Source organism: Streptomyces sp. NPDC031100 (genome assembly GCF_055570785.1).
In genome coordinates this window covers 139,187-160,894 of the sequence record NZ_JBVIGN010000019.1, presented here as the reverse complement: position 1 = coordinate 160,894, position 21,708 = coordinate 139,187, and the positions used below count along the sequence as shown (strand labels likewise).

The 21,708-nt window shown below is 70.8% G+C and carries 23 protein-coding genes and 1 pseudogene; 13 read left to right on the top strand and 11 right to left on the bottom strand.

Annotated elements, in window-relative coordinates; all coding sequences use genetic code 11:
- Both ACZ5DS_RS39030 and ACZ5DS_RS39025 read left to right on the top strand, forming a co-directional pair.
- Window positions 1-575: LLM class flavin-dependent oxidoreductase (locus tag ACZ5DS_RS39030; protein ID WP_468248321.1), on the top strand; the 575-nt coding region annotated here is incomplete at its 5' end.
- 46 nt (window positions 576-621) lie between these two features.
- Window positions 622-1,053, top strand: a complete 432-nt coding sequence (locus tag ACZ5DS_RS39025; RefSeq protein WP_468248319.1) for a tetratricopeptide repeat protein — start codon at window positions 622-624, stop codon at window positions 1,051-1,053.
- Window positions 1,054-1,225: 172 nt separating this feature from the next.
- Here ACZ5DS_RS39025 and gap read toward each other — a convergent pair whose 3' ends face one another.
- Window positions 1,226-2,224 carry a type I glyceraldehyde-3-phosphate dehydrogenase gene (gene gap, locus ACZ5DS_RS39020; RefSeq protein ID WP_468248342.1) on the bottom strand — a complete coding sequence of 333 codons (999 nt, stop codon included), beginning with the start codon at window positions 2,222-2,224 and terminating at the stop codon, window positions 1,226-1,228.
- Window positions 2,225-2,346: 122 nt separating this feature from the next.
- Window positions 2,347-3,303: a GlxA family transcriptional regulator gene (locus ACZ5DS_RS39015; RefSeq protein ID WP_468248316.1), complete on the bottom strand. Its 957-nt coding sequence runs from the start codon at window positions 3,301-3,303 to the stop codon at window positions 2,347-2,349.
- A gap of 156 nt (window positions 3,304-3,459) precedes the next feature.
- Here ACZ5DS_RS39015 and ACZ5DS_RS39010 point away from each other — a divergent pair, with 156 nt between their 5' ends.
- A complete protein-coding gene (locus ACZ5DS_RS39010; RefSeq protein ID WP_468248314.1) occupies window positions 3,460-4,611 on the top strand; it encodes a permease in 1,152 nt (383 codons plus the stop codon).
- A gap of 57 nt (window positions 4,612-4,668) precedes the next feature.
- The gene (locus tag ACZ5DS_RS39005; protein WP_468248312.1) at window positions 4,669-5,211 is read left to right on the top strand and encodes a nitrobindin family protein; all 543 of its coding nucleotides are present in this window, start codon (window positions 4,669-4,671) and stop codon (window positions 5,209-5,211) included.
- A 62-nt stretch (window positions 5,212-5,273) separates the two neighbouring features.
- Here ACZ5DS_RS39005 and ACZ5DS_RS39000 read toward each other — a convergent pair whose 3' ends face one another.
- The 3 genes from ACZ5DS_RS39000 to ACZ5DS_RS38990 all read right to left on the bottom strand — a co-directional run bounded on the left by ACZ5DS_RS39000 (window position 5,274) and on the right by ACZ5DS_RS38990 (window position 7,736).
- Window positions 5,274-6,041 (bottom strand): NPP1 family protein, encoded by a 768-nt coding sequence (locus tag ACZ5DS_RS39000; protein ID WP_468248309.1) that lies wholly within the window; start codon window positions 6,039-6,041, stop codon window positions 5,274-5,276.
- Between the two features lie 26 nt (window positions 6,042-6,067).
- A complete protein-coding gene (locus tag ACZ5DS_RS38995) occupies window positions 6,068-7,213 on the bottom strand; it encodes a glycoside hydrolase family 19 protein (RefSeq protein WP_468248307.1) in 1,146 nt (381 codons plus the stop codon).
- A 76-nt stretch (window positions 7,214-7,289) separates the two neighbouring features.
- A complete protein-coding gene (locus ACZ5DS_RS38990; protein ID WP_468248305.1) occupies window positions 7,290-7,736 on the bottom strand; it encodes a septal ring lytic transglycosylase RlpA family protein in 447 nt (148 codons plus the stop codon).
- Between the two features lie 206 nt (window positions 7,737-7,942).
- Between ACZ5DS_RS38990 and ACZ5DS_RS38985 the strand changes: the two are divergent.
- From ACZ5DS_RS38985 to pqqB, 7 genes and pseudogenes are all read left to right on the top strand, one after another.
- A pseudogene (locus ACZ5DS_RS38985) lies at window positions 7,943-8,254 on the top strand (NADPH-dependent FMN reductase); the annotation flags it as partial.
- Window positions 8,255-8,395: 141 nt separating this feature from the next.
- On the top strand, window positions 8,396-9,901 hold the full coding sequence (locus tag ACZ5DS_RS38980) for a purine-cytosine permease family protein (RefSeq protein ID WP_468248302.1): 1,506 nt from the start codon (window positions 8,396-8,398) through the stop codon (window positions 9,899-9,901).
- The gene (locus tag ACZ5DS_RS38975) at window positions 9,898-10,455 is read left to right on the top strand and encodes a cysteine hydrolase family protein (protein WP_468248300.1); all 558 of its coding nucleotides are present in this window, start codon (window positions 9,898-9,900) and stop codon (window positions 10,453-10,455) included. The genes ACZ5DS_RS38980 and ACZ5DS_RS38975 overlap by 4 nt, the downstream gene beginning before the upstream one ends.
- Entirely contained in the window at window positions 10,452-11,183 is a 732-nt protein-coding gene (locus tag ACZ5DS_RS38970; protein ID WP_468248298.1) for a GntR family transcriptional regulator, read from the top strand. The genes ACZ5DS_RS38975 and ACZ5DS_RS38970 overlap by 4 nt, the downstream gene beginning before the upstream one ends.
- A 112-nt stretch (window positions 11,184-11,295) precedes the next feature.
- Window positions 11,296-11,694 carry an SseB family protein gene (locus ACZ5DS_RS38965; protein ID WP_468248295.1) on the top strand — a complete coding sequence of 133 codons (399 nt, stop codon included), beginning with the start codon at window positions 11,296-11,298 and terminating at the stop codon, window positions 11,692-11,694.
- Window positions 11,695-11,779: 85 nt separating this feature from the next.
- Window positions 11,780-12,892, top strand: a complete 1,113-nt coding sequence (locus ACZ5DS_RS38960; protein WP_468248293.1) for a hypothetical protein — start codon at window positions 11,780-11,782, stop codon at window positions 12,890-12,892.
- Window positions 12,893-12,956: 64 nt separating this feature from the next.
- On the top strand, window positions 12,957-13,847 hold the full coding sequence (gene pqqB / locus ACZ5DS_RS38955) for a pyrroloquinoline quinone biosynthesis protein PqqB (protein WP_468248292.1): 891 nt from the start codon (window positions 12,957-12,959) through the stop codon (window positions 13,845-13,847).
- On the opposite strand, the gene ACZ5DS_RS38950 is transcribed toward pqqB, so the two are convergent.
- On the bottom strand, window positions 13,844-14,242 hold the full coding sequence (locus tag ACZ5DS_RS38950) for a MarR family winged helix-turn-helix transcriptional regulator (protein ID WP_468248290.1): 399 nt from the start codon (window positions 14,240-14,242) through the stop codon (window positions 13,844-13,846). The two genes, pqqB and ACZ5DS_RS38950, sit on opposite strands and share 4 nt — an antisense overlap.
- A gap of 73 nt (window positions 14,243-14,315) precedes the next feature.
- Complete coding sequence (locus ACZ5DS_RS38945) at window positions 14,316-14,666, bottom strand: VOC family protein (RefSeq protein ID WP_468248287.1); 351 nt, start codon at window positions 14,664-14,666, stop codon at window positions 14,316-14,318.
- 319 nt (window positions 14,667-14,985) lie between these two features.
- Here ACZ5DS_RS38945 and ACZ5DS_RS38940 point away from each other — a divergent pair, with 319 nt between their 5' ends.
- Window positions 14,986-15,210, top strand: coding sequence for a LuxR C-terminal-related transcriptional regulator (locus tag ACZ5DS_RS38940; protein ID WP_468248285.1), 225 nt, complete (start codon window positions 14,986-14,988; stop codon window positions 15,208-15,210).
- A 14-nt stretch (window positions 15,211-15,224) separates the two neighbouring features.
- Here the strand turns inward: ACZ5DS_RS38940 and ACZ5DS_RS38935 are convergent, their stop codons facing one another.
- Genes ACZ5DS_RS38935 through ACZ5DS_RS38920 form a run of 4 tightly spaced genes read right to left on the bottom strand, consistent with a single transcriptional unit; the run spans window position 15,225 to window position 19,400 of the window.
- Entirely contained in the window at window positions 15,225-16,259 is a 1,035-nt protein-coding gene (locus tag ACZ5DS_RS38935) for a LacI family DNA-binding transcriptional regulator (RefSeq protein WP_468248282.1), read from the bottom strand.
- The gene (locus tag ACZ5DS_RS38930; RefSeq protein ID WP_468248280.1) at window positions 16,256-17,161 is read right to left on the bottom strand and encodes a carbohydrate ABC transporter permease; all 906 of its coding nucleotides are present in this window, start codon (window positions 17,159-17,161) and stop codon (window positions 16,256-16,258) included. Before ACZ5DS_RS38930 ends, ACZ5DS_RS38935 begins: the two co-directional genes overlap by 4 nt.
- Complete coding sequence (locus tag ACZ5DS_RS38925; RefSeq protein WP_468248278.1) at window positions 17,158-18,084, bottom strand: carbohydrate ABC transporter permease; 927 nt, start codon at window positions 18,082-18,084, stop codon at window positions 17,158-17,160. The genes ACZ5DS_RS38930 and ACZ5DS_RS38925 overlap by 4 nt, the downstream gene beginning before the upstream one ends.
- On the bottom strand, window positions 18,081-19,400 hold the full coding sequence (locus tag ACZ5DS_RS38920; RefSeq protein WP_468248275.1) for an ABC transporter substrate-binding protein: 1,320 nt from the start codon (window positions 19,398-19,400) through the stop codon (window positions 18,081-18,083). Before ACZ5DS_RS38920 ends, ACZ5DS_RS38925 begins: the two co-directional genes overlap by 4 nt.
- 237 nt (window positions 19,401-19,637) lie before the next feature.
- Between ACZ5DS_RS38920 and ACZ5DS_RS38915 the strand changes: the two genes are divergently transcribed.
- Entirely contained in the window at window positions 19,638-21,659 is a 2,022-nt protein-coding gene (locus ACZ5DS_RS38915) for a beta-galactosidase (protein WP_468248272.1), read from the top strand.
- The last annotated feature ends 49 nt before the right edge of the window (window positions 21,660-21,708 follow it).

The following is a 21,708-nucleotide window of genomic DNA, read 5'->3' as shown; positions in this document are numbered from 1 at the left end:
CGTTCGTCTGGCACGGCTCGATCCGCTCGCCCGAGATCGCCGAGCAGGCCGCGTACTACGGCGACGGCTTCTTCCACAACAACATCTTCTGGCCCGCCGACCACACCAAGCGGATGGTCGAGCTGTACCGGACCCGGTACGCCCACTACGGGCACGGCACACCGGAGCAGGCGATCGTGGGCCTGGGCGGCCAGGTGTTCATGCGCCCCAACTCGCAGGACGCCATCCGCGAGTTCCGGCCATACTTCGACCACTCGCCGCTGATGGGAGGCGGAATCTCCATGGAGGAGTACATGGAGCAGACCCCGCTGACCGTCGGCAGCCCCGAGCAGGTCATCGAGAAGACCCTCACCTTCCGCGAGCACTTCGGCGACTACCAGCGCCAGTTGTTCGTCGTGGACGGCGGGGGAGTCCCGCAGAAGGCCGTGCTGGAGCAGATCGACATGCTCGGCGAGGAGGTCGTACCCGTCCTGCGGCGGGAGTTCGCCAAGAACCGGCCGGCCGCCGTGCCCGACGCCCCGACCCACGCGTCCCTGCTTGCCGAGCGTACGCAGTCGGCCCAGCCGGCGGTCTGAGACGCCACGACAGAACCTGGCGGCGAGCTGGGAGAGGAGGACCCTGATGAGCGACAACTTCAACGACCACCGGGCGACCGACGGAGTCGCGCCCGACCGCTGGGCCAGCGCCCTGCACCTGTTCGACAACGGTGCCGGGGTCCCGCACGAGGAGACCACCACCGAGCGCTGGGAGCGGGCCCGGCTGCTCTTCGGGGCGAAGGACTACCTCGGTGCCGCCAGGCTGCTCACCGCCGTCGTGGAGGAGGTCCCGGAGCAGACCGGCCCCCGGCTGCTGCTGGCGCGCGCCTACTACCACTCGGCGCAACTGCGGCGTGCCGAGGAGCAGTTGCGCATCATCGTCGAGCGCGATCCGGTGGAGCACTACGCCCATCTGATGCTGGGCCGCACCCTGCAGCGTCAGGGTCGGCAGGACGAGGCGAGGCCCTGGCTGCGCCTGGCGGCCGCCTTCTCGGGCGAGTTTCCGGACGACGACTGAGGCACGACAGACATTCGCCGGCGACGCGACAGTGGCCGCCCTCTCGGTGGCCGTACCCGTTCCCACTTCCGGCCGGGCCAACTGGCCCCCGCTGTGCGCACGCCCGCCCGGGGCGGCCCCACCGAAACAGGAAGAGGGCGGCCCCAGAGACGGGGCCGCCCCGGGCGGTCGGTCAGTGAGTGGCGAGGTGTTCGAGGGTGTCGATCACGCGGTTCGAGAAGCCCCACTCGTTGTCGTACCAGGCGACGACCTTGACATGGCGGCCGTCGACGCGGGTGAGGGCCGAGTCGAAGATCGAAGAGGCCGGGTTGCCCGTGATGTCGGCCGACACCAGGGGGTCCTCCGAGTATTCGAGGATGCCGGCGAGCGGGCCCTCGGCCGCGGTGCGGTAGGCGGCCAGCACGTCGTCGCGGGTCACGTCACGGGCGACGGTCGTGTTGAGTTCGACGATCGAGCCCACCGGCACCGGCACGCGGATCGAGTCGCCCGACAGCCTGCCGTCCAGGTTCGGCAGCACGAGACCGATCGCCTTCGCGGCGCCCGTCGTGGTCGGCACGATGTTGACGGCGGCGGCACGGGCGCGGCGGGCGTCGCGGTGCGGACCGTCCTGCAGGTTCTGCTCCTGCGTGTAGGCGTGCACCGTCGTCATGAAGCCGTGCTCGATGCCGGCGAGGTCGTCGAGCACCGAGGCCAGCGGGGCAAGGGCGTTGGTCGTGCACGAGGCGTTCGAGACGATCGTGTGCCGGGCCGGGTCGTACGCATCGGTGTTGACGCCGAACGCGAGCGTGACATCGGCACCGTCCGACGGCGCACTGACGAGCACCTTCCGCGCGCCCGCGTCCAGGTGGGCGCCGGCGGCCTTGGCCGAGGTGAAGCGGCCGGTCGACTCGAGGGCGATGTCGACGCCGAGTTCGGCCCACGGCAGCTGCCCCGGCTCGCGCTCGGCGAGCACCTTGATACGGCGGCCGTCGACCACGAGAGTGTCCCCGTCGACGCTCACCGGGCGGCCGAGCCGGCCGGCCGTCGTGTCGAAGGCGAGAAGCCGGGCCAGGGTGGCCGGCTCCGTGAGGTCGTTGACGGCGACCACCTCGAGATCGCTGTCGCGCTCCAGCAGCGCGCGCAGCACATTGCGTCCGATGCGGCCGAATCCATTGATGGCGATACGAGTCATGAGTGAGTGGTGTCCCTTCGCGTCGCCACCAGGTTCGCGGACCGCGCCCGCACCGGACAGCGGCGCGATCGCCATGGTTCGCAAGGATCGCGCCACACCGCGCCGGAGTGCTCGCCCTTGGACTACTCGCCCTTGGTGAAGGTGCGCCGGTACTCGCTCGGCGTGGTGCCGAGGATGCGCTGGAAGTGCAGCCGCAGATTCGCACCCGTGCCGAGCCCGACGTCGGCGGCGATCTGCTCCACGCCCCGCTCCGACCGCTCCAGCAGCTCACGGGCCATGTCGATGCGGGCGCGCATGACCCACTGCATGGGCGTGTACCCGGTGTCCTCGGCGAAGCGCCGCGAGAAGGTGCGCGGCGAGACCGCCGCGTGCCGGGCGAGCGTCTCCAGGGTGAGCGGCTCGGCGAGCCGGTGCAGCGCCCACTCGCGCGTCGCGGCGAACCGCTCGCCGAGCGGCTCGGGCACGCTGCGCGGCACGTACTGCGCCTGGCCGCCGCTGCGGTAGGGGGCCGCAACGAGGCGCCGGGCCGCGTGGTTCGAGGCGGCGACGCCCAGGTCGCCGCGCAGGATGTGCAGGCACAGGTCGATGCCCGAGGCGGCGCCGGCCGACGTCAGCACGCTGCCCTCGTCCACGAACAGGACGTTCTCGTCGACCCGGACGAGCGGATGCTTCGTCGCGAGCGCCCGTGCGTAGTGCCAGTGCGTGGTGGCGCGCCTGCCGTCGAGCAGGCCCGTGGCGGCGAGCGCGAAGGCGCCCGTCGAGATGGCGGCGAGCCGCGCGCCGCGTTCGTGGGCCGCGATCAGCTCGTCCACGACGGCCTGCGGCGGGTCCTCGCGGTCCGGGAACCGGTAGCCGGGGATGAAGACGATGTCGGCCCAGGCGAGCGCTTCCAGACCGTGGGCGGCGTGGTACGACAGCCCGTCGCCGCCGGTCACGAGTCCGGGGGCCGCCCCGCAGACCCGCACCTCGTACGGCATGCTCGCGCGGGTCGTGAAGACCTGCGCGGGAATGCCGACATCGAGCGGCTTCGCACCTTCGAGCACGAGAACGGCGACGCGGCGGAGGCGGGAAACGGGCACGTGAAACAGGGTACGCGGGGGCAGGGGCGGCCGGTGGGGCCGACGAGCGCGGGGTGCGCCCGGGCGGCGCCCCGCGCCCGGCCGTACGAGCTGGCCACCCGTCGTGACCGCGTGTCCATGGACCGAACGCCGCACCGGGGACGAGAGGCTTCCCAGATGCACGCCGTACTGCACGCACTGTCCATCACCGGATCCATGGCCTGGGAGATCACCTGGGCCCTGATCCTCGGCTTCACCCTGTCCGCGGTTGTTCAGGCCGTGGTCCGCAAGTCCGCGGTCGTCTCGCTCCTCGGCGACGACCGGCCGCGTACGCTCGCCATCGCCGCCGGCCTGGGTGCCGCCTCCTCCTCCTGCTCCTACGCCGCGGTCGCACTGGCGCGATCGCTGTTCCGCAGGGGCGCGAACTTCACCGCCGCCATGGCTTTCGAGATCGCCTCCACCAATCTCGTCGTCGAACTCGGCGTGATCCTGGCGCTGCTGATGGGCTGGCAGTTCACCCTCGCCGAATTCGTCGGCGGGCCCGTCATGATCGTTGTGCTGGCCGTCCTCTTCCGCCGCTTCCTGAGCGACAGGCTGCTGCGTCAGGCGAGCGCGCAGGCCGAGCGGGGGCTGGCCGGGTCGATGGAGGGTCACGCGGCGATGGACATGTCCGTCCGCCGCGAAGGCTCCTTCACCCGCCGGCTGCTGTCCGGTGCGGGCTTCACCGCCACCTCGCACGTCTTCGTCATGGAGTGGGCGGCGATCCTGCGCGACCTGGTGCTGGGGCTGCTCATCGCCGGTGCCATCGCCGCCTGGGTGCCCGACTCGTTCTGGGGTGCCTTCTTCTTCGAGGGCCACCCGCTCGCCGCCAAACTGTGGGGACCCCTCATCGGCCCGCTGGTGGCGATCGCCTCGTTCGTGTGTTCCATCGGCAACGTGCCGCTGGCGGTGGTGCTGTGGACGGGCGGCATCAGCTTCGGCGGCGTCGTGGCGTTCGTCTTCGCCGATCTGGTGATCCTGCCGATCCTCAACATCTACCGGAAGTACTACGGCATCGGGATGGCGGGCTTCCTCCTGGCCACTTTCTACGGCGCGACGGTCGTCGCCGGATACGTCGTGGAGTTCGTCTTCGGAGGCCTCGGCCTCGTCCCCGACCGCAGCCGGGCGAAGATCCCCATGGAGGGCGTCTCCTGGAACTACACCACCTGGCTCAACATCGCCTTCCTCCTGCTGGCCGCCGTCCTGCTCGTACGGTTCTTCCGCACCGGCGGATCGGCGATGCTGCGCATGATGGGCGGCGCACCAGGCGCCACCGGCTCGGCGGCATAGGCTTCACCTGGCACCGGCACCGGCACCGTCACCGACGCAGACCCAGGAGCGCGCATCGTGATCGACCCCGCATCGGAGTCCCCCTATCCGGACCGTCTCCGCCCGGAGGAGGAGCCCGCCCCGCATGCACTGCTCCAGCCCGTGCTCGGCCTGCTGGGCCGCTGGCACGGCCGGGGCCGGGGCGGATACCCCACGCTCTCCGGGGACTTCACGTACGAGCAGGAGGTGACCTTCAGCCACGACGGCCGTCCCTTCCTGCGCTACGAGGCCCGGGCCTGGCTGCTCGACGAGGACGACGCCCCGCTGCGCCCCGCCGCCCGGGAGAGCGGATGGTGGCGTATGCAGCCGGACGGCCGGGTCGAAGCGCTCATCACCCAGCCCACCGGCATCGCGGAGATCCTGGTCGGACGGGTCACCGGGCACGAGGTCGACCTCACCACGCACGCAGTGGCCCTCGCCCCCACCGCCAAGAAGGTCGACGCCACTCGCCGCCGCTACCTCCTGAACGACGACGGTTCGCTGTCGTTCGAGCACGACCTGAGTGCGGTCGGCCGGCCGCTGCAACACCACCTGACGGCACGGCTGCTGCGCAACGACTAGGTGCCGCACCGCCCGGGCGTCGACCGCGGCGCGCCGCACCTCGCGATGCGGCGCGCCGGAGATCAGCCGTTGGGGTCGAAGGGGATGCCCGACGGCATGGAGTGCGCCAGTGCGTACGCGAAGTCGCCGTCCTTGATCTTGATGCTGGCCGCCCCGAAGCCGGCGCTCATGAGCTTGTCGCGGTACCCGGCCGGGTAGCCGTTCCAGCCCACCAGGCGGGGGAAGAACCAGCCGCCGGTCGCGTTCTCCGGAGGCTCGTCGTTGGTGTTGGCGAAGCGGAAGTCGTGGGTGGACGGTCCGTCCTTGTGGTAGACGATCTTCGGGTGCGTGCCGTCGAAGCGGACCGCGGAGCGGGCGGCCACCTGGTAGCTGGTGTGCTGGGACACCGACACGTACTGGACCTCGTTGTTGTTGATCCACACCACGACGTGCTCCCAGTCGTGGGTGTGCCCGATGGCCGCCGGGCCGAGGGTCGCCTGGTCCTTCTCGAAGTAGCTGGCGTACATCACCGCGCACCAGCCGTTGTTGCACTTCTCTCGTGAGTAGGTGTTGGCGTTGGCCAGCTGGGCGTAGTCGTGGCAGTGTCCGTTGACATCGCCGCCGAGCTTCAGGCCGGGGTTGATGGTGCCGTCGGCTCCGATGGCCGCGGTGGCGTAGCAGCCGTCACCGTCGTAGTCGTAGGCGGGGGAGAAGGTCTGCTCCAGGCCGTCGGCGTTCTGCGGCAGCAGCTGCAGGACGTTCGCGTGGGCGCTCGCCGGGGCCGCGACGACGAGCGTCATCGCGCCGAGGGCACCGAGGAGGACCTTGGTCACAGACGTCAATGTGCGCATGACGGCTCCTTGTCGGGCAGCTCGCGTCAGCAGTACAAGTTGCTGCCCGGGGAGACCCCGAGGATCTGGGTGAAGCGCTGGTAGGCGTCGACGCGGCTCTGGACCTGCGCGGGGTTCCTGCCGTCGCACTCCAGGGAGCCGTTGATGCTGCGGATGCTCTGGCCGAAGCCCGCGCCGTCGACCATCGCGTTGTGCGGGGTCATGCTGCCCGGTCCCGTCTGGGTGTTCCAGTACCACAGGCCGGTCTTCCAGGCCACGGAGGCGTCGTTCTGCACCAGCCACGGGTTGTTGAGGAGGTCGATGCCGAGGGCGGCACCGGCCGCCTGGTAGTTGAAGTTCCAGCTGAGCTGGATCGGGCCGCGCCCGTAGTACGCCGCCTGTCCCGCGGGGCAGCCGTAGGGCCGGCTCCAGTCGCAGTAGGTGGGGTAGTTGGCGGTGTTCTGCTCGACGACGTACACCAGACCGCCGGTCTCGTGACTGACGTTGGCGAGGAAGGCGGCGGCCTCCTGCTTCTTCACGGTGTCGCTGCCGGTGTTCGCGAAGCCGGGGTAGGCGCCGAGGGCCGCGGTCAGCCCGCTGTAGGTGTAGAACGAGTTCCGGTTCGGGAACATCTGGTGGAACTGCGCCTCGCTGACCACGAATCCGGACGGGTTGCCCCCGCCACCGCCGCTCACGGGCGCGTTCCACTTCTGGTTCGCCCCGCCGGAGCAGCTCCAGATCTGCAGCCGGCTGCCGTTGGCGCTGTTGTTGTCCCGCACGTCCAGGCACTTGTTCGCGGCCGGGTTGACGATGTCGTGCGCCGCCGTCACCACCCACTGCTGGTTGGCGCCGCCCGAACAGTCCCACAGCTGCACCGCCGCGCCGTCCGCGGTGCCGCGGTCCACCACGTCCAGACACTTGCCGAGCGCCCGCAGCGTTCCGTCGCCGGGGTTGGACCAGATCTGGGCGCCGGTTCCGTTGCAGTCGTAGAGCTGTACGGCGGTGCCATTGGCGCTGTTGGCCCCCGCCACGTCGACACACTTTCCGGCGAGTCCGGTGATGGTGCCGTCGGCGGCCCGGGCGGGAGCGGCGGCGAACAGCGCGGCGAGAAGGGCGGTGAGGACGAAGCCGATCGTGAACCGGCCTGCCGCCCCGAGTGCGGTGCGCGGCCGTCTGAGGCTGAGCGTTGGCATGGTGGAACCCCCACTTTCATCAATGCCTGAAGTAAGTAGTGAGAAAAAAGAGTTGGCGAACGCCGGCGGCCGGAGGTCAGTTGAGGACGGCTTGGGTGACGACGATGTGGCCCGCGTCGGGGTTGAGGCTGCCGCCGAGCCGGCCGAAGGCGCCGTCGGTCAGGTCGAGGCACTTGGGCTCCTGCGGAGTCTGCACGAACGTGCCCCGGTCGTTGATGCGGACCACCAGCGACCTGCCGTTGGCGACGTTGGTGACCTGCACCCGGGTCCCGAAGGGCAGTTGCGGGTTCCGGCTGAGCGATGTCGCCGCCGTGTCGGCGTTGTTGTCGAAGAGTTCGCCGCTGGCTGTGAGCGCGCCGGGCGGCTGGGGGCCGTAGTGGGTGGCCCAGCACTGGCCGGATGCGGCGCGGCTGACAGCGGCCTGGGCGGGAAGGGCGGTGAACGAGGCGGCGGTCAGGGCGAGTGCGGCGAGGGCGAGGCCGCCTCGTAATGCGACGGGGCGGAGGGAGGACGGTCCGGTCACGGAGGAGATCACAGCCTTTCCTGATCGACGGCAGGACAAGCTGGAACCTAAGAGGTCTGTACCAAAGGGGTCAAGAGGTGAATGAGACACGGCAGTTGGGGGTGCGATGCTTCTCGGAACCGAATCCCCAAGGTGCCCAACACCCAGAGGAATTACGGAAGATCGAGAACACCCGCTGCCTCGCCTTCAGTTGTTTACGGCGGGGCTACCCCGCCTCGCTCAATGCGGCCATCGACTGGCACGTCACCCAGTGGACGGCCAAGCCCGTCGCCTTCGTCAGCTACGGGGGAGCGGCAGGCGGCCGGCACGCGGTCCCGCACCTGGAGAACGTCCTGACCGAGGTGCACGCGGTGACGATCCGGGACGGTCTCGCCTTCCCGGACTGCGTCACCGCATGGCAGGACCGCCGTCCGCTCGACCCCGACGCCTCCGGATACGCCAGGACCCTGCCCGACCAACTGGCCGGGTGGGCGGGCGCGCTCCGGACGGCACGCGAGGCAGCCCCGTACCCGGCGTGAATCTGCACCCGGAGCTGCGCGGTCGTGGCGGACGCGGCTGCGCGGCAACCACGTCGAGCAACCCCTCCGTGCGTTTCGATCTTGACGCTCCCCGTGCCCGGACCTAGCCTCGACTGGACACGTCTGGACAGGTAGGTCGCGATGACGCATCCGCAGGACGCCCTCGACAGCAGATCCACCGGCCGTCAGATCCAGCTGGAGACGCACGGCCTCGACGTGATCGGGGACGCGGAGCGCAAGGGCACCCCGAGCACGCTGTTCTGGCCCTGGTTCGGGGCGAACGTCTCCGTTCTCGGCCTCAGCTACGGCGCCTTCGCCCTCGGCTTCGGCATCTCCTTCTGGCAGGCCCTCGCGGCCGGCGTGCTCGGCATCGTCGTCTCCTTCCTGCTCTGCGGCTTCATCGCGGTCGCCGGCAAGCGCGGCTCGGCCCCCACGATGGTGCTCAGCCGGGCCGCGTACGGGGTGAGCGGCAACCGGCTGCCGTCGGTGATCTCCTGGATGCTCACCGTCGGCTGGGAGACCGTCCTCACCGCGCTCGCCACCCTGGCCACCGCGACCGTCTTCAGCCGGCTCGGCTGGGGCGGCGGCACGGAGACTAAGGTCGTCGCCCTCATGGTGGTGGCCGCGCTGACCGTGGTCGGCGGGGTCATGGGGTTCGACCTGATCATGCGCCTGCAGACCTGGATCACCGTGATCACGGGCGTACTCACCCTCGCCTACGTCGGCCTGGTCGCCGACCACATCCACTGGCCCACGGTCAGCGCGCTCCCGGCGGGCTCCGCCCAGGACTTCATCGGCGCGCTGGTGTTCATGATGACCGGCTTCGGGCTGGGATGGGTCAACGCGGCCGCCGACTACTCCCGCTACCTACCCCGCAGTTCGTCCAGGCGGGGCGTGATCGGCTGGACCACCCTCGGCGCCTCCGCAGCCCCGCTGCTCCTGCTGGTCTTCGGCCTCCTCCTGGCCGGCTCCTCCGACCGGCTGAGCACGGCGATCGCCGCCGACCCGATCGGCGCGCTGACCACGATCCTGCCGACCTGGTTCCTGGTGCCGTTCGCGGTGGTCGCCGTCCTCGGCCTGGTGGGCGGCGCCGTCCTGGACATCTACTCCTCCGGCCTGGCCCTGCTCTCCGCGGGCGTGCGCGTGCCGCGATATCTGGCCGCACTCTTCGACGGCATCCTGATGATCGCGGGCTCCGTCTACATCGTCTTCTTCGCCGACAGCTTCCTCGCCCCGTTCATGGGCTTCCTCACCACGCTCGGCGTGCCCATCGCCGCCTGGTGCGGCATCATGCTCGCCGACCTCGCGCTGCGCCGGCGCGACTACGACGAGGGCGACCTGTACCGCCCGCACGGCCGCTACGGCGACGTACCCCTGCTGCCGCTGCTGCTCACCCTCGGCGCCACCGCCGTCGGCTGGGGCCTGGTCACCAACACCGCCGCCGGCTGGCTCAGTTGGCAGGGCTACCTCCTCGAGCCGCTCGGCCTCGGCGGAAGGACCGGCGCCTGGGCGTACGCCAACCTCGGCGTCCTGGCCGCCCTCGCGCTCGCCTTCCTCGCCACCCTGCTGCTGGGCCGGGGCCGGGTGCGCGCGCAGGAGGCCCAGGCGCCGAGCCCGTCGCCGAACGAGGGGGTGTACCCGGCATGACCTCGGCCTCCGGTCTGCTGGCCGTCATCGACATGCAGCGCGTGTTCGCCGACCCCGCCAGCCCCTGGGCCACCCCCCGCTTCGCCGACGCGGCCGCGGGCGTACGACGCCTGCTGCCCGCCTTCGGCGACCGCGTCGTCTTCACCCGCTTCCTGGCACCCGAGGTCCCCAACGGAGCCTGGCGCGCCTACTACGACCAGTGGCCCTTCGCCCTTCAGCCACCCGACGCCGAACTGTGGGAGCTGGCGGACGAGTTCGCCGACCGCGCCGCCCACGTCGTGGACGCCACCACGTTCGGCAAGTGGACCCCGGAACTCGCCGACCGCGTCGGCCCGGACGGCCGCCTGGTCCTGGCGGGCGTCAGCACCGACTGCTGCGTGCTGTCCACCGCCCTGGCCGCCGCCGACGCCGGCGCCGAGGTCCTGGTGGTGGCCGACGCCTGCGCGGGCGTGGACGACGACTCCCACGTCAAGACCCTTCAGGTGCTGGACCTCTACCGGCCGCTGATCCGGGTCACCACCATCGACGACCTGCTGGCGGAGCCCCGGCCGTGACCGGCGTCCCGCTCAAGCACGAGCGGATCGGCCGGATCCTCGCCCGGGAGATCCGCAGCGGCAGCCGCCCGGCCGGAGAACGGCTGCCCGGCGAACACGCCCTCGCCCAGCGGTTCGGCGTCAGCCGTACGACGGTCCGGGCGGCCCTCGCCGAGCTGTCCGAGGAGGGGCTGATCACCACCCGAACCGGCAAGGGCTCCTACGTCCTCCACGACGCCCGCCCGCCGGACCATGGGCCCGGCTGGGCCGCCGCCCTGCCCCTCCAGGATGTCTCGACCCGGGTACACACCCTCGCCGTACGCGAGACGCACGACAGCGGGCTCGCCGTCGAACTCGGCCTGGAGAAGGACGCGTTCGTGTGCGTGGAGCGGACCCGCGAGCTGGTCGCGGACGGCACCGTGGTGGCGTACGAACGCAGCCTCCTGCCGCCCGTGTCCGTGATCCGGGAGCTGCCCGCCCGGGGGCTCGGCCAGGACTCGCTCCCCGAGGTGCTGCAACGGGCCGGGCTGCGGCCCGACCACGGCGAGCAGCGGATGTCCGGCCGACGGATCGACGTCCACGAGGCGGAGCTGCTGCGCCGGAAGCCCGGCGACTGGTTCCTGCACACACGACGCACCAGCCGGACGCCCGACGGCTCCTTCGCCGAGCACGTCGTCGGCCTGCTCGACCCCGACCACTTCCAGCTGGCCCTCACCTTCCCCCGGTCCGACACGGAATACACCCCATGACCCCGGAATCCTCACGCATGCCCTGAGCCGTACCGGGTACGCGAGGCGGGAACACGCCCGGGCGCCGACCCGTGCGCGTGGCTGTACGACCGCCGCTACCTGGGGATCTGCCATGGACACACCCGCATACGACGACCTTCCGACGCCGGCCCGGCAGGCGCTGGACACCCTGGCCGTGGACGCCGAGAACGAGGCCGCACTGGACACCCTCGCCCACAGCGACGTGCTCGTGCCGGTGCCGGACGACGCGCTGGACGGGGACGGCGCCGGCCCCGCGACGGTCGCGCTGCCCGTCCTCGAACAGGCCGGTGGCGACCCGGTCGTCCCCGTGTTCACCTCGGAGGCGACGATGACCGAGCTGCTGCCCTTCGTCTCTCACTACCGCCTGATCCCGCTCGGCGCCCTGGCCGCACAGTGGCCCGAGGACGACCTCTCCCTGGCGATAGACGCCAACTCGACCCATGGCCTGACACTCACGTCACACGGAGTACGCACACTCCTGACCAGGTGAACAGGACAGGGCCCGGAGCACCCGGCGGCACAGTGCAGCGCGGGCAACACCAGTAGCCCACCCCCTCAGGCGACAAAATGCCCCCATGGATTGGATCTCCGGCGTAGCAGGCGGGCTGGTACTGGTGCTGGTCCTGAGCAGCATTCTCCGCACCCTCGTGGTGCCCCGAGGGCTCTACTCCTCGCTGGTGTTCCGCCTGTGGTGGCTGCTGCGCAGGATCCTCGGGCTCATCGCCCTGCGCGGCGGCTACCACGCCATCGACCGCGCCCAGACGTGGCTCGCCCCGCTGATGCTGATCGGCATGCTCGCCAGCTGGCTCGGTGGGGCCCTGCTCGGCTTCGGCCTGCTGCTGTACGCGGCGTCCCCGCTGTCCTGGGTGACCGCCTTCCGCGAAGCCGGTTCCAGCCTGTTCACCCTCGGCTTCGCGAGCGGCACCCGGCTGAAACTGTCCGTGCTCGACTTCCTCGCCGCGGCCACCGGACCCGTCCTCATCGCCCTCCAGATCGCCTACCTGCCCACCCTCTACAGCGCCTACAACCGCCGCGAACTGGAGGTCACCCTGCTCCAGGCCCGGGCCGGGGAGCCCGCCTGGGGCCCGGAGATCCTCGCCCGGCAGTGGCTGGTCGAGACCGAGACCGCGCTGCCCGAGCTGTACCGCGCCTGGGAGCGCCTCGCCTCGGACATGGGCGAGAGCCACTCCACGTACCCGATTCTGCTGACCTTCCGCTCCCCGCGCCCGCACCGCAGCTGGCTGGTCGGGCTCATCGCCGTCATGGACGCGGCCGCGCTGCAGCTCGCGCTCGACCCGCGCCTCGCCCCGCCGGAGGCCCGCCTGGTGCTGCGCGCCGGATTCACCGCCCTGCGCGACATCGCCCGCGCGCTGCGCATCCCCTTCGACCCCGACCCGTCGCCCGGCAGCCCGATCCTGCTGACCTTCGCCGAGTTCGACGAAGCGGTGGCCATGCTGGCGGCGGCCGGCTTCCGGGCGGAACGCAGTCCGAAGGAGGCCTGGCCGCACTTCCAGGGCTGGCGGGTCAACTATGAGACGATCGCGTACGAACTGTGCCGACGCTGTGACGCGGTGCCCGCCCTGTGGACCGGGCCCCGCGACTTCCCGGGCGGTCCCATCCCGCCGCAGCGTCCGGTGGACCGGCGGCCCGGCGCAGGTCGGCCGGAACTGCCCCCCGTCTCCGAGTAGTCACCCCGCCCCACGGCGGGAAGATCCCACCGGAAGGTCCGGAGCACCGAAGGAGCCGATGGTCGTGAGGGTCGTCCTGCTGGGCACCGCCGCCGGTGGCGGCTTCCCGCAGTGGAACTGCGCCTGCGCGCTGTGCGCGGCCGCCCGGGACGGCAAACTGCCCTCCCGCACCCAGGAGTGCGCCGCCGTCACCGGCAACGGCCGCGACTGGTGGCTGCTGAACGCATCGCCCGACCTGCGCACCCAGCTCACCGCCACCCCCGCCCTGTGGCCGGGCCCCGGGCCCCGCGACACGCCGCTGCGCGGCGTGCTGCTCACGGACGCGGAGGCCGACCATGTGACCGGTCTGACCGAGCTGCGCGGGGCGGCGGGGCTGAAGGTCTACGCGGCCCCGCCGGTCAGGGCCGTCCTCGCTCCCGCACGCGCCGCCCTGGATCGCTACGCCTCCTGGGAGTGGGCCGACAGCGTGGCCGACGGCGGCTTCGTGCTGGCCGGCGGACTGGTCGTCACGGCCCATCCCGTGGGCACCAAGATCCCGAAGTATGTGCCGGCGCAGATACCGGAGCCGGGCGGGCCGTGGGTGACGGCGTACCGCGTCGAGGACCTGGCCAGCGGGGGAGTGCTGGTGTACGCGCCCTGCGTCGGCGCCTGGAGTCCCGTGCTCGACGAGCTGTGCGGGTCGGCCGACTGCGTGCTGCTGGACGGCACCTTCTTCGCGGCCGACGAGATGGGCAGCGCGGTGCGGACCGGTGCCGGGCAGGCGGCCATGGGTCACCTGCCGGTCACAGGCCCCCACGGCTCACTGGAGGCCCTCGCCCGCCACCCCGGCCCGCGCCGGATCTACACCCACCTCAACAACACCAACCCGCTGCTGGACCCCGCCTCATCGGCACGCGCGCACGTGGCCGAGCAGGGGGTGGAGGTCCTGGTGGACGGGGCGGAGCTGATCCTCTAGCCGGCCGGTGCGGCCAGCATGCGTTCCAGCACGGCTCGCTGCAGCGGCAGTACCTCGGTGTAAAGGTCGCGGCCCCTGCCGGTGAGCGCGACATACACCCCGCGCCGGTCCTCCGCGCACACCGAGCGCTCGACCAGGCCTTCCTTCTCCAGGCGGCCGATCAGCCGGGACAGCGCGCTCTGGCTGAGATGGACCCGTCCGACCAGGTTCTGCACCCGGCACTGGTCGCCCTCCTCGGGCGCGGCGGTGGCGAGGATGTCCAGCACCTCGAAGTCGCTCGCACCCAGCCCGTGCGGGTGCAGGGCGCGGTCGATCTCGCACATCGTGTGCGCGTGCAGCGTGAGGATGTCCCGCCACCGCTCCTCGAGCCGGGCCTCGGCCGTCTTGACTGCCATACCCGCACCGTAGCACCGATCCAGCCAACCGTTGAGTGTGCAACTAGTGCGGGTGCAACAGTCCGTCCGAGCCTCAGGCGGCCGGGTCCTGGAGGAGGCCGATCAGGTTGCCGTCGGCGTCCTTCAGAGAGGCGATCAGCCTGCCGTTGCCGACGTCCCGCACGTCCTGGAGCACCTCCGCACCCGCCTCGACCAGGGTCGCGAGGCGCTCCCGGAGGTCGGTCACGTGCCAGAACGGCACCGGCCCGGTCAGGCCCTGGGCGTGCCCGTTCGGGTCGAGGCCGATGTCCTGTCCCTCGGCCTTGAAACCGACGTAGTAAGGCTCGTCCACGTACGGCTCGACACCCAGCAGCACGGTGAACAGGGCCTTGGACCGGTCCTTGTCCTTGACGGGGTAGATGATCGTCTGCAGGCCGGCGGTCATGGAACTCACTCCTTCGAGATGCGTGGCCCGACGGTTCTCCGTCGGTGCTTCCACGCTAGGGAGGAGGAGCCCGCTGCTGCTTCTCCGATCCTGACCGGTTGCGACGGCGGGCTCCCCGACCCCGGCGTTCACTCGCTGCGCAGCACCTCGGCGACGGTGAGGCGGGCGCGCGGCGGCTACCGCGTCCGGGCCCGGATCCCCCTGGACGGCCCGTGACGGCCGACGCGCCCGAGCGAGCGCCCCGCGTCCTGTCGCCGATGACCAGACGCTCATCCAGACCGGCTTCCGGCTGATCCTCACCGCCCGGGGCATCGAGGTGGTGGGCGAGGCCGCCGACGGCGCCGGGACGGTCGCCGCCGCCCGTGACCGGCTGAAGGACGTCACCCCGGAGAACCTGGCCGAACCGGCCTCCGAGCTGACCCTCAGCGAGGCCACGGTCGAGCCCCATGCGGCCCGCAACTTCGCCAAGCTGAGGCTGCGCCACCGGGCGCAGGCCGTCGTCCTCGCCTATGAGACGGGGCTGGTCAGGCCGGGGGAGCGCTGACCAGCCCGGCGTCCTCAGGCCGACTCGCGGCGCACCAGCTCCGTCGGCAGGATCACCGCGGCCGGGTCCTCGCCGCCGATCTGGGCGAGCAGCACCCGCACCATCTCGGCACTGATCCGGTCCCACGGCTGACGGATGGTGGTGAGCGCCGGGGAGGCGGCGGTCGCCGCGGGGGAGTCGTCGAAACCGCCGACGGCGATGTCGTCCGGCACCCGCTTGCCCGCCCGGTGCAGGGCGGTCAGCACGCCCTGCGCCATCAGGTCGGAGGCGACGAACACGGCGTCCATGTCCGGGGCCTGCGCCAGCAGCCGCTCCGCGCCCGTCTCGCCGCTGGCCCGGCTGTAGTCGCCGGAGACGATCAGCCGCTCGTCCACCTCGACGCCCGCCTCGGCGAGCACCTCCTGGTAACCGGCGAGCCGCTCCACACCGCCCGGGGTGTCCAGCGGACCGGTGACCACACCGATCCGGCGCCGCCCCACGGACAGCAGGTGACGGACCATGTCCCGGGCGCCGTCCCGGTCGTCGGCCGCCACATAACTGACCTTGGAGCCGAGCCCGATCGGCTTGCCGCAGGCGACCAGCGGTACGCCCGCCTCGCGCAGCTCCTCCGCGACCGGGTCGCCGGAGTGGCTGGAAACCAGCAGCACCCCGTCGACGTGACCGGCGGTGATGTAGCGCGTTATGCGCCGCCGTTCATCCTTCGTGCCCGCCAGCATCAGCAGCAGCGGGATGTCGTGCGCAGCCAGCGCCTGGGTGCAACCGCTCAGCAGCACATTGAAGTTGGGATCCTCGAAGAAGCGCTCCTGCGGCTCGGTCAGCAGGAAGCCGACCGAGTCGGAGCGTCCGGTGATCAGCGAGCGGGCGTGCCGGTTCACGACGTACCCGGTCCGGCGGATGGCGGCGTTGACCGCCTCCTGCGCGGCGGGGCTGACGTAGTGCCCGCCGTTGAGCACGCGCGAGACGGTGCCTCGTGAGACTCCTGCCTCGCGCGCCACGTCGTGGATCGTCGGCGGTTTGCGCCGGCCCCCCGGATTGCTGCTCATGGTCATGACTTTACGGCCCCGGACAGCAGATCCAGGCTCCAGAACCGCTGGATGACCAGGAACAGCGCGATCAGCGGAAGGACCGCGAGGAACGCGCCCGTGATCACCAGCGTGTACAGCGCCGGGGTGTTGGCGCCCTGCTCCAGCAGCGTGTACAGGCCCAGCGTGAGCGGGAACTTCTCGTCGTCGCTGAGCATGATGTACGGCAGCAGGAAGTTGTTCCACACGGCCACGAACTGGAACAGGAACACCGTGACCATGCCGGGGACCATCATCGGCAGTGCGATCCGGGTGAAGATCCGCCACTCGCCGGCCCCGTCCATCCGGCCGGCCTCCACCACGTCGGCGGGGACGGCGGCGGCCGCGTAGATCCGGGACAGGTAGACGCCGTACGGCGAAAGGACCTGCGGCAGCAGCACGGACAGGAAGGAATCGGTCAGGTCGGCCTTCGCCAGCAGCAGATACTGCGGAACGGCGAGGATCACCGGCGGCATCAGGACACCCGCGAGCAGCACGTTGAACAGGGTCTCGCGGCCCCGGAAGCGGTAGGCCGCGAGCGCGTAGCCGCTGAACGCCGAGACGGCGGTCGACAACAGCGCGCCGAGACCGGCGTACAGGGCGGAATTGCCCATCCACTGCCAGTAGATGCCGCTGCGGTAGGCGTTGAGGTCCTTGAGGTTGTCGGCGAAGCCGGTGCCGGGCAGGAAGGTGAAGGTGGAGAACAGCTCGCTGCCGGACTTGGTGGACGCGATCACCACCCAGGCCACCGGCAGCAGGGTGTAGACCGCGCCGAGCAGCAGGGTGATCGTCGGGACGAGGGCGATACGGCGGCGCAGCGGCGGGCCCTGGGCGGTGCCGGGCGTCGTACCGGCGGCCGGGGCGGCCTTGCGGACGGCAAGAGAACTCAACTCGCTGCCTCCTGCCTGTTGCGGCGGTTCGCGGCCCGCAGGAACCCGAAGGACAAGACCAGCGTGGCGATGGCGATCAGCGTCGCCTCGGCCGCCGCCGAGTAGATGTCCCCCTTGCCGAAGGCGTCCACGTACACCTTCATCAGCGGACTCCAGGTCGTGTTGACCGAGTTGGTGAGGGGCTTGAGGGTGGTCGGCTCGTTGAAGACCTGGAGCGTCGCGATGATCGAGAAGAAGAAGGTCAGCACCAGCGAGGGCGCCACCATCGGGATCTTGATCTTCAGCGCGATCTGCAGGGGGGTGGCACCGTCCAGCTTCGCCGCCTCGTACACCTCGGCCGGGATGGACCTGAGCGAGGTGTAGATGACGATCATGTTGAAGCCGGTGCCGCCCCAGACCGCGATGTTCGACAGGGCCAGATAGAGCGGCCCGCCGTCCAGCAGGTTCGGCTGCGGCAGATGCAGCTTGTCGAGCAGGTAGTAGAAGGGGCTGACGTCCGGCAGGTACAGGAAGCCCCACAGCAGCGCGGCCACCACGCCGGGAATGGCGTAGGGCAGGAAGATCGCGAGCCGCGTGAACGGGGCGAGCCGGACCCGGTCGGTGTCGAGCATCAGGGCGAACAGCAGGGCGAGGCCCAGCATCACCGGGACGACGATGCAGCCGTAGCCGAGGACGCGCAGTGCACCGTCGTAGAACTCGTTGTCGGTGACGGCGTCCGTGTAGTTCTCCAGCCCGGCCCAGACCTCTTTCCGGGCATCCGAGCCCAGGCCGAGTCCCGAGACGTGCACCTTGCGGAAGCTGAGCCAGACCGCGTAGCCGATGGGCAGCGCGAAGAACAGGGCGAAGAGGATCGATGCGGGGAGGAGGAAGGCGTACGGGGCCCCCTTGACCCCGTACGACTTCCGGCGTGCGGTGCTGGTCACTGAGAAACCCCGAAGCCCTGCTTCTTCATGTCGGCGACCGTGTCGTCCTGCATCGTCTTCAGGGCGGCGGCGAAGTCCGACTTGTTCTTGGCGGCGGCGCCGAACGCGTCCTTGAAGGAGGTGTAGGCGACGTTCACGTTCGGGCCCCACGCGGACGGCGCGGTGGTCTTCGCGATGTCGGCGGCCTTGGTGTAGAAGTCCGGCTGGTTCGAGAAGTACGCCGGCGGGTTGGAGAAGGCGCCGCTGAGCTGGGCCGATGTAGAGGCCGGGTAGATACCGCCCTCCTTCGCCAGCCCGTTGAGGGCGTCGCCGTCGGTGTTCAGCCACGCGGCGAACTTCGCGGCGGCCGCCTGGTGCTGGGAGTCGGTGGTGACGGCGGTGGAGGAGCCGCCCCAGCTGCCGGTGACGTCCTGGTCCACGGACCACTGGGGGAGCGGGGCCATGGCCCACTTGCCCTTGGTGTCCGGCGCTGCCGTGGTGAGCGTGCCCGGCGCCCACACGGCGCTGACCCAGGCGATCTGCTTGCCGGTGTTGAGCGCCTTGTTCCAGGCCGGGGTGTACATCGGCTGGTTGTCGATGACGCCCTCCTTGACCAGGCCGCCCCAGAACTTGGCGACCTTCCGGGTGGCCGCGTCGTCGATCGCGACCTTCCACTTGTCACCGGAGGTGGTCCACCACTTGGCGCCGGCCTGCTGGGCGAGACCCGCGAACTGGCCGGAGTCGGCGGCGGAGAACGTGGTCAGGTCGGTGTCCGGCGCCTTCTTCTTCAGCGCGCGGGCGGTCTCGGCGAACTGCTCCCAGGTGGCCGGGACCTTCAGACCGTACTTCTTGAACAGGTCCGCGCGGTAATAGAACATCATCGGGCCGATGTCCTGCGGCACCGCGTAGACCGCGTCCGTGCCCAGCGTGGTCTGCTGCCAGACGCCGTCGGCGAACTTGCTCTTGGCGTCGCCGACGTCCTTGGATATGTCGGCCAGCGCGCCGTTGCTGACCAGCGTCGGCAGCGCCTGGTACTCGGCCTGCACCAGGTCGGGCGCCTTCTTCGCCTTGTGCGCGGTGAGGATCTTGGTGACCAGCGTGTCGCCGGACGCCTGCTTCTTCACCGTGACGGTGATCTGGTCCTTCTTGCCAGGCCCCTTGTTCCACAGGTCCACGAGCTTGTCCATGCCGGGCGTCCAGGTCCAGTACGTCAGCGAGACCGGACCCGACTCGGTCTTGCTGCCGTCGTCGTACGAGCCGCAGGCGGCGAGGGCGGTGGCGCCGAGCGAGACGGCAACGGCGGTTGTCACGAGGCGACGGCGCTTCGTGTGCGGCATGGATCTCTCCCCTGACCTGGGTCCCCGCCTGCTGCGAGGACCTGCCATGCAGATGTGACCGTTCACATGACCCGGATCCTTCTGTGGCGGAAGGCCCTGCCATGCTTCTGTGAGCGTTCACAGTAGAGAAACATCCCAGGCACTTGTCAATGGTTGTTGCTGTGCGGTTATGTTGGGCTCGCACCGCCGCCGCTGTGTGTGAACGTTCCCAAATGATCGATTTCACGGGAGAGATCCATGCCGGAGACCACCCCCAGGGGCCTCACCAGGCTCGCCTTCGGTGGGGACTACAACCCCGAGCAGTGGCCGGAAAGCGTCTGGCAGGAGGACGTCCGGCTGATGCGCGAGGCCGGTGTCACGATGGTCAGCGTCGGGATCTTCTCCTGGGCCCTGCTGGAGCCCGCACCCGGTGAGTACGACTTCGGCTGGCTGGACCGGGTCCTCGCCCTGCTCCACGAGAACAGCATCCGCGTCGATCTCGGAACGCCCACCGTGGCACCGCCCGCCTGGTTCTACCGGGCCCACCCCGAGGCGCTGCCGGTGACCGCGGCGGGCGTGCGCTACGAGTTCGGCTCGCGTGGCGCGATCTGCCACAGCAACGCCGACTACCGCACCGCCGCCGCGAGCATCACCACGAAGCTCGCCGAGCGCTACGGCGACCACCCGGCGCTCGCGATGTGGCACGTGCACAACGAGTACGGCGTCCCCGTCTCGGCCTGCTACTGCGACTCCTGCGCGGCCCACTTCCGCCGCTGGCTCGCCGGCACCTACGGCAGCGTGGAGGCGGTCAACGAGGCCTGGGGCACGGCCTTCTGGGGCCAGCACTACACGGGCCTCGACCAGATCAACCCGCCGCGGGCCACCCCGACCGTCGGCAACCCGGGTCAGGCCCTGGACTACAAACGGTTCGCCGACGCCACCATCCGCGAGAACTTCCGCGCCGAGCGGGACATCCTGCACCGCCTCTCGCCCGGCATCCCGGTGACGACCAACTTCATGACCGCGCTCAGCCAGTGCGACTCCATGGACTACTGGGCCTGGGGCCGCGAGGTCGACCTCGTCACCAACGACCACTACCTGATCACCGACGGCCGCCGCACCCACGTCAACCTCGCCATGGCGGCGGACATCACCCGCTCCGTGGCCGGCGGTGCCCCCTGGCTGCTGCTCGAACACTCCACCTCGGGCGTCAACTGGCAGCCCCGCAACCCCGCCAAGGCCCCCGGCCAGATGGCCCGCAACTCCCTGGCCCATGTGGCCCGCGGCTCCGACGGCGCGATGTTCTTCCAGTGGCGCCAGTCCCGGCGCGGCGCCGAGAAGTTCCACTCCTCGATGCTTCCGCACGGCGGCACCGACACGCGCGTGTGGCGGGAGGTGGTCGAACTCGGCGCGTCCGCGGACTCGTTGACCGCCATCCGCGGCACCCGTACCGAGGCCGACGTGGCCCTGTTGTGGGACTGGCAGTCCTGGTGGGCGCAGAACCTCGCCTGGCGGCCCAGCGAGGACCACGACCCGCGCGAGCGCGCCGACTCCTTCTACGAGGCCCTCTACGACCGCCATCTCACCGTCGACTTCGCCCACCCGGAAGCCGACTTGTCGAGATATCCCCTTGTCGTCGTACCGGCCCTGTACCTGATGACGGAGGCGGCCGGGAACAACCTGAGGGAGTACGTCGAGAACGGCGGCACGCTCGTGGTGTCGTACTTCTCCGGCATCGTGGACGAGCACGACGCCGTGCACGAGGGCGCCTACCCGGGCGCGCTGCGCGAGGTCCTCGGCCTGACCGTGGAGGAGTTCTCGCCGCTGCTTCAGGACGAGCGGGTGCGGCTGACCGGTCCCGACGGCTCGGAGCCGACCGGGGACGTGTGGACGGAGTTCGTGGTGCCGCGCGGCGCCGACACCGTGTGGACGTACGCCGACGGGCTCACCGCCGGCCGACCGGCCGTCACCCGGCACCGGCTCGGCGAGGGCACCGCCTGGTACGTCTCCACCCGCCTCGACGCCCGAGGCCTGGACGCGCTGATCGGCTGGGCCGCCGACGACGCCCGGATCGCCCCGCGCGCCGACCTGCCCCGCGATGTCGAGGTGGTGCGCCGCAGCGGCGACTCCGGCAGTTTCCTCTTCGCGATCAACCACACCGCCAGTGAGGCCAAGGTGCCGCTGGACGCGCCCGGCACCGAACTGCTGACGGGCGAACGCGCCGCGGGCCGCCTGGCGGTCCCGGCGGGGGCCGTGCGGGTCGTCCGACTCGACGGCTGAGCCGGCTCCCCTCCGCCCGTGTGAGCCGCGCGAGCCGCGGGCGGAGGGG